7 protein-coding genes and 1 riboswitch are annotated in these 6152 nt (G+C 36.6%); of the genes, 6 read left to right on the top strand and 1 reads right to left on the bottom strand.

Going from position 1 to position 6152, the window contains the following annotated elements:
* Positions 1 to 94 precede the first annotated feature (94 nt).
* Positions 95 to 192: riboswitch (purine riboswitch) on the top strand.
* A 77-nt stretch (positions 193 to 269) separates the two neighbouring features.
* Positions 270 to 1580: an NCS2 family permease gene (locus CP357_RS09350; protein WP_098037159.1), complete on the top strand. Its 1311-nt coding sequence runs from the start codon at positions 270 to 272 to the stop codon at positions 1578 to 1580.
* A 113-nt stretch (positions 1581 to 1693) separates the two neighbouring features.
* Here the strand turns inward: CP357_RS09350 and CP357_RS09345 are convergent, their stop codons facing one another.
* Positions 1694 to 2230 (bottom strand): PBECR4 domain-containing protein, encoded by a 537-nt coding sequence (locus CP357_RS09345; protein ID WP_098037158.1) that lies wholly within the window; start codon positions 2228 to 2230, stop codon positions 1694 to 1696.
* Positions 2231 to 2538: 308 nt separating this feature from the next.
* Between CP357_RS09345 and CP357_RS09340 the strand changes: the two genes are divergently transcribed.
* From CP357_RS09340 to CP357_RS09320, 5 genes are all read left to right on the top strand, one after another.
* On the top strand, positions 2539 to 2793 hold the full coding sequence (locus CP357_RS09340; protein WP_098037157.1) for a hypothetical protein: 255 nt from the start codon (positions 2539 to 2541) through the stop codon (positions 2791 to 2793).
* Between the two features lie 100 nt (positions 2794 to 2893).
* Positions 2894 to 3334 (top strand): CopY/TcrY family copper transport repressor, encoded by a 441-nt coding sequence (locus tag CP357_RS09335; RefSeq protein WP_098037156.1) that lies wholly within the window; start codon positions 2894 to 2896, stop codon positions 3332 to 3334.
* Between the two features lie 15 nt (positions 3335 to 3349).
* Positions 3350 to 3727 carry a cupredoxin domain-containing protein gene (locus CP357_RS09330; protein WP_056945594.1) on the top strand — a complete coding sequence of 126 codons (378 nt, stop codon included), beginning with the start codon at positions 3350 to 3352 and terminating at the stop codon, positions 3725 to 3727.
* Complete coding sequence (locus CP357_RS09325) at positions 3727 to 4014, top strand: cupredoxin domain-containing protein (RefSeq protein WP_005724722.1); 288 nt, start codon at positions 3727 to 3729, stop codon at positions 4012 to 4014. The genes CP357_RS09330 and CP357_RS09325 overlap by 1 nt, the downstream gene beginning before the upstream one ends.
* The gene (locus CP357_RS09320; RefSeq protein ID WP_098037155.1) at positions 4014 to 5936 is read left to right on the top strand and encodes a copper-translocating P-type ATPase; all 1923 of its coding nucleotides are present in this window, start codon (positions 4014 to 4016) and stop codon (positions 5934 to 5936) included. The genes CP357_RS09325 and CP357_RS09320 overlap by 1 nt, the downstream gene beginning before the upstream one ends.
* Positions 5937 to 6152 lie beyond the last annotated feature (216 nt).

Here is a 6152-nt window from a genome sequence, read left to right as displayed (position 1 = left end):
TGTTGAACGACTACTCCGTCGAGTAATCATCCAACACTAGATTAGTATGTTTTGTTTCCCAGGAAATTTGCGTAGGCCACGTATTTCTGCTAGAATACTTAACAATCAAGTTATCTATATATCGTCGAAATAAGGTCGACAGTATCTACCCTGAGCCATAAATTCAGGACTATAGGTATCAGACGTCATAATTTTATTAAGGACATCTTTTACCCATGACTTTGGGTAAGCTATGTCTTTTTTCTTTTTGTTTTTATTTTGGAGGCGCAATGGATTTTTTAAATAAAGTCTTTCATTTAGAAGAAGCTAACACTAACGTTAAACGCGAATTAATTGCCGCATTAACTACGTTTGTCAGCCTCTCTTACATCTTGTTTGTTAACCCAAATATCTTAAATGCGGCTGGTATTCCTAAGGGTGCAGCCTTCACTGTTACTGCAGTTGCGACTGCAGTAGGGTGCTTCTTGATGGGTTTAATCGCCAACTATCCTATTGCTTTAGCACCAACATTGGGTAGTGGTGCTTTCTTTGCCTACAACGTTTGTGTAGGGATGAAGATTTCTTGGGAAACTGCATTAGCTGCCGTTCTTGTAGCTTCTGTTTTATTCATTTTGATTACGATTTTCAAATTGCGTGAAATCGTAGTTGATGCCATTCCTCAAGACATGAAATACGCAATTTCTGCTGGTATCGGCTTGTTCATCGCCTTTATCGGTTTAAAAAATGGCCAAATTATCGTTAACAGCGATTCAACTTTAGTTGCGTTAGGTAAATTCAGTAATCCTGCTGTATGGATCACTTTATTCGGTTTAGTCCTAACTGTAGTCTTGATGGCATTGAATGTTCCTGGCTCAATCTTTATCGGAATGATCGTGACTGCCATTTTTGGTATGATCATTGGTCAAATTTCATTGCCACACGGTATTATTTCAGGTGCACCAAGTATCGCGCCTACTTTTGGTCAAGCAGTTTTCCATATTAAAGACATCAATACAGCTCAGCTTTGGATGGTTGTTTTGACCTTCTTATTGGTAACTTTCTTTGATACTGCTGGCACTTTAATCGGAATGACTGAACAAGCTGGTATGGTTGATAAAAATGGTAAGATTCCACGGATCGGTCGTGCGTTCTTAGCCGATTCAACTGCCATGGTTGAAGGTGCTGTCTTCGGTACCGCTCCACTTGGTACTTCTGTAGAATCAAGTGCCGGCATCGCTATGGGTGGTCGTACTGGTTTAACTGCTATTTTTGTTGGTATCTTCTTCTTGATCAGTATGATTTTCAGTCCGCTTCTTCAGGTTATTCCAACTACAGTTACAGCACCTGCCTTGATTATTGTTGGTGTGTTAATGGCAAGCAATTTAAAGAAAATCGATTGGGATAAATTTGAAATTGCCGTTCCTGCATTCTTGACAGTTGTTGGGATGCCACTTACTTACAGTATTTCTGATGGTTTAGCATTAGGCTTGATTGCTTACCCTATTACGATGATTGCTTCTAAGCGCTACAAGGAAGTAACGCCAATGATGTATATCCTGTTTGTAGTATTTATCATATTCTTCTTGGTAACGAATTTATAGAAAAATGAAAAGACGGTTAACTATTATTGGTTATCCGTCTTTTTTGGTATGATAACTATATTAAGTTTCACATGAAACAGAGTTATGGGAGTAAATTATTAAAATTGACTGTTTTATCGAGATTTAAACTCAATCTTAATAACTTTTTTGCCTTTACTAAACTTTTTCATTGAATGTAAATTTAAAAGCGATTGCGGAATCACATCAGAGTTAATACGATCTATTAGTGTTAAAGCTAATATTTCTTTATTAGTTCTTAATGCATAATCAAAAGACAGTAGTAGATATTTATAACCACGTGTTACTCTAACATTTTTACCAATCAGCTCTTTAAATTGCGGTAAAACTTGCAACTTTTGAAAAGTTGTCCCATCTTTTTTTATATAAATACTGTTCTCATCAATGTTCTTATTTAGTGCATCCGTAAAAAAAGAAGCAGCTCCTTTTTCATATTTTATGCCACATAAATGCATGAAATTTGATTTCCTAGCTTTTACTTTTAGGCAAAGATTATCGGTATAATAGATCACATTTTGGTTAACAAAATATTTATTAAAAAAGTAAGCTGCATTATGTATTGCACCATAATAACGATTTAGTCTTAAATGCTCTTTATAATTTAATCTTTTATATCCCTTTACATTTTTCATAATTCCTCCAAAAAAAATGAGTTCACAAAAAATTTGCGAACTCATATATGGTCGGTTTAGTTTCGGTGTCTGCCACCAATAGGCCCTTACGTCCTACATATATCGAGTTTAGTTCCGGTTCTCGCAACCAATAGGCCCTTACGTCCTACATGAAATATCAGATTGACCATGAGCCGACCGCTCATTCAGATATTTGAACATATATCTTACAAGTATTATTATACTGAATCTAATTTTTTAATACAATATTTTACAATTAGCTATTTTTTAATCACAGCAATAAATTTATAACACGAGGAGAAAACATTATGAAATTAAGCAAAAAAGCACTTTGGATTATCGGTACCTTAATCACCTCGGCAATCGCAGGAATTTTCTTTTATTTAAATATTCATAATAGTTCCGCAACTACCGTTGCAGTAATTCTAGCTGGAGTGGCATTGTATTTTCTTTTTGAAACTGGACAGTTATATAAGAAGATTTGGATTAAGATTTTAGTATATTTAATTGATGCCGTTTGGATCGCGTTTGTATTATTAATAATCAGCTTATTTATTCATTAATTTGGAAAGATTTTGACAATCTTTCTTTTTTTATTGCATTAAAGTTTACAAATGTAAATTTAAAGTGTATATTTACATTTGTAAACTAAAGGAGGAGAAAATGGTTAAACTTCAAGAAAATAAAAGCACGATTTCTGATAGTGAGTGGGAAGTCATGCGCATTATTTGGACACTCGAGCCCGTCAGTTCTACCAAAATAATTCAAGAATTGCGAGCAAAAAAGAACTGGTCCGAATCAACAATTAAAACTTTGCTGCGGCGCTTGGTTAAAAAAGAACTGCTTACCACCACAAAAGAAGGCCGGCATTTTATCTACTCTGCTAACGTTAACCAAACCCAAGTGATGACTGAAGCTGCAGAAGAACTACTAAATCGCATGTGCGACATGCACAAAGGCGAAGTTCTATTACAGTTAATCGCCAACTCACCTATTTCAAAGAGTGATTTATCTAAAATAAAAGAAATTATTGCTACTAAAGAAAAAGATGCGCCTTACATGGTGCCATGCAATTGCCTACCAGGCAATGAAAAGATGTGCTAAAAGGAGAAGTTAAAAATGACTATAGCTCAAATCATCACGCTGATTGTAGCGGTTGTCTTAATCGGCTTTATCCTCTGGTGGTTCTTCGGCAAACATCAAGAAGCCGTTGGTACTGCCAGTGTTGATCAAGGCGTTCAAGAAGCAAATATCGTTGTTAAAGGCGGCTATTCCCCTTCTACCGTTGTTTTAAAACAAGGAGTTCCTGCAAAGGTTAACTTCGATATGAATGATTCAACAGCATGTTTGTCTCACGTTGTTTTTGAACAACTTGGTGTTGATAAAGATTTAACTAAGCAAAAAATTACTACTATTGATATTCCCACTGACAAGAAAGGCACTTATAACTTTGCTTGTGGTATGGATATGTTTCATGGAAAGGTTGTTGTTAAATAATGAGTATTTTTTCAAAGAATCAAACTAAAAAAGTTGTTGTTAATGCAGAAAATCATGGTTATAAACCAAACACAGTTACTTTCAAGCAAGGTAAACCAGCTCAATTAAAGTTTATTCCATCAGATAATATGGGCTGCATGAATGAAGTAGTCTCTAAAGATTTAAATTTTGACCAAAAATTAGATGGTAAAAAAGAAGTTACGATTGACATTCCAACTGACAAGCCAGGTACTTACACCTACGCTTGTGGAATGGATATGTTCCGCGGAAAGGTTGTTGTTAAATAATGAAGCTCTCAAATATTAAGCGCTTCTGGATTTCATTTATTTTAGCAATTCCAATGCTAATCCAGATGTTTGCCACGCCATTTCACTGGATGATGCCGGGCTATAATTGGATCGCCTTTATCACGACTACAATCATAATGGCAATTTCTGCTGCGCCTTATTGGAGCAGTGCTTGGTCCGCTTTTAAGCACCATAACGCTAACATGAACACGCTGATAGCCGTTGGTACTTCAATAGCATACTTCTACAGTATCTTCGCCATGTTTACTGGCCGTGAAGTTTATTTTGAAACTGCTGCTTACGTAACCGTCTTCGTTTTACTCGGGGATGCCCTGGAAGAAAAGATGCATAATAACGCTTCAAATGCCTTAGCTAAATTGATTGACCTTCAAGCTAAAGACGCTGAAGTTGAGCGCAATGGCGAGTTTGTTAAGGTACCTCTTGACCAAGTCAAGGTTGGCGATATCATCCGCGTTAAGCCAGGTGAAAAGGTTCCTGTCGATGGTGTAATTGTTAATGGATCATCAACTCTTGATGAATCAATGGTTACTGGTGAAAGTATGCCAGTTACTAAGAAAAAGGGTGACGATGTTGTTGGTTCAACGATCAACACCAATGGTACTTTTACCTTTAAAGCAACTAAGGTTGGTAGCGAGACCATGCTATCTCAGATTGTTGATTTAGTTAAAAAAGCCCAAACCAGTCATGCTCCAATTCAAAATTTGACCGACAAGATCTCTAATATTTTCACACCAGCCGTTTTGATTATTGCTATCCTTACTTTCGTTATCTGGTACATCTTCTTAGGTGCAACGTTAATTAGTGCGATGCTCTTCGCTGTTTCCGTAGTTGTTATTGCTTGTCCTTGTGCTCTTGGGTTAGCCACTCCAACCGCTTTAATGGTTGGTACTGCTCGTAGTGCCAAGATGGGTGTTTTGATTAAAAATGGTGAAGTACTTCAAGAAGTCAGTGACATTAATACCGTTGTTTTCGACAAAACTGGTACGATTACTGTTGGTAAACCGCAAGTTACTAATGTTGTAGGCGATAAAAACAAAGTTTTAGCTATTGCAGCTAGCTTAGAAGAAAATTCCGAACACCCACTAGCAACTGCCGTAGTTAAAACAGCACAAGAAGCCAATATTACAATTAAGCCTGTCAAAAACTTTGCGGCTATCGAAGGCCGCGGGGTTAAGGCTAACTATGATAATCAAGAAGCTTTTGTTGGTAGCGATCGTTTATTAGAAGATATTTCTATTTCCCAGGAAATGAAAGATCAGGCTCTCCAACTTCAAAAAGAAGCAAAAACTGTAGTCTATGTTGGCCTAGGTAATGACATCATTGGCTTAATTGCCATTCAAGATGTACCTAAAGCAAGTTCTAAGCAAGCAATTGCGGAACTTAAAAAGCGTGGTTTAAAGACGGTGATGCTTACCGGTGACAATCAAAATGTTGCCGAAGCTATTGGGCGCGAAGTTGGTATTGATCAAGTTATAGCAGGCGTTTTGCCAACCGAAAAAGCTGCTGAGATTAAGAAATTGCAGGATGAAGGCAATAAAGTAGCATTTGTTGGTGATGGGATCAATGATGCTCCTGCTTTGTCTACGGCTAATGTTGGTATTGCTATGGGATCAGGGACAGATATCGCAATTGAATCAGGTGGTATCGTCCTCGTCCAAAACGATTTAATGGGCGTTGTGAAGGCACTAGAGATTTCTAAGAAGACTTTCAATAGAATTAAATTAAATCTGTTCTGGGCCCTGATTTACAACACTATTGGTATTCCTATTGCTGCCGGCCTGTTTATGGGATTAGGTTTAACTCTTAGCCCAGAACTAGCAGGACTTGCTATGGCCTTCAGTTCAGTTTCAGTTGTAACTAGTTCATTGCTATTGAATAAAACAAAAATTGCAGGTGCTTAATGAACGAAAAACCAGATTTAACATCTGGTTTTTATTTTGTCTTTTTGCAATTTTTTTAATCTTTTGTTAACATTATATTATTGTATTAATAAAGGAGTTGATGAATAAGCAAGCTGTGAGACTGTAAAATAGTTTGTGTAAGGATGAATGATTCCTTAAATTTATTTCTTTAAACATTAGAAAAAGGAGTTCCTTTCTCGTATGATTGGTTTGAAC

Source organism: Lactobacillus sp. UMNPBX6, from assembly GCF_002553975.1.
Classification (GTDB): domain Bacteria; phylum Bacillota; class Bacilli; order Lactobacillales; family Lactobacillaceae; genus Lactobacillus; species Lactobacillus gallinarum.
Note: the sequence above shows the minus strand (reverse complement) of the source record. Positions and strands in the feature narration are given on the sequence as shown.

Bases quoted from the DNA above. Each gene is read 5' to 3' on its own strand.
- CP357_RS09340 (WP_098037157.1), top strand. From the start codon at position 2,539: ATGAAATTAAGCAAAAAAGCACTTTGGATTATCGGTACCTTAATCACC.
- CP357_RS09325 (WP_005724722.1), top strand. From the start codon at position 3,727: ATGAGTATTTTTTCAAAGAATCAAACTAAAAAAGTTGTTGTTAATGCA.
- CP357_RS09335 (WP_098037156.1), top strand. From the start codon at position 2,894: ATGGTTAAACTTCAAGAAAATAAAAGCACGATTTCTGATAGTGAGTGG.
- CP357_RS09345 (WP_098037158.1), bottom strand. From the start codon at position 2,230: ATGAAAAATGTAAAGGGATATAAAAGATTAAATTATAAAGAGCATTTA.
- CP357_RS09320 (WP_098037155.1), top strand. From the start codon at position 4,014: ATGAAGCTCTCAAATATTAAGCGCTTCTGGATTTCATTTATTTTAGCA.
- CP357_RS09330 (WP_056945594.1), top strand. From the start codon at position 3,350: ATGACTATAGCTCAAATCATCACGCTGATTGTAGCGGTTGTCTTAATC.
- CP357_RS09350 (WP_098037159.1), top strand. From the start codon at position 270: ATGGATTTTTTAAATAAAGTCTTTCATTTAGAAGAAGCTAACACTAAC.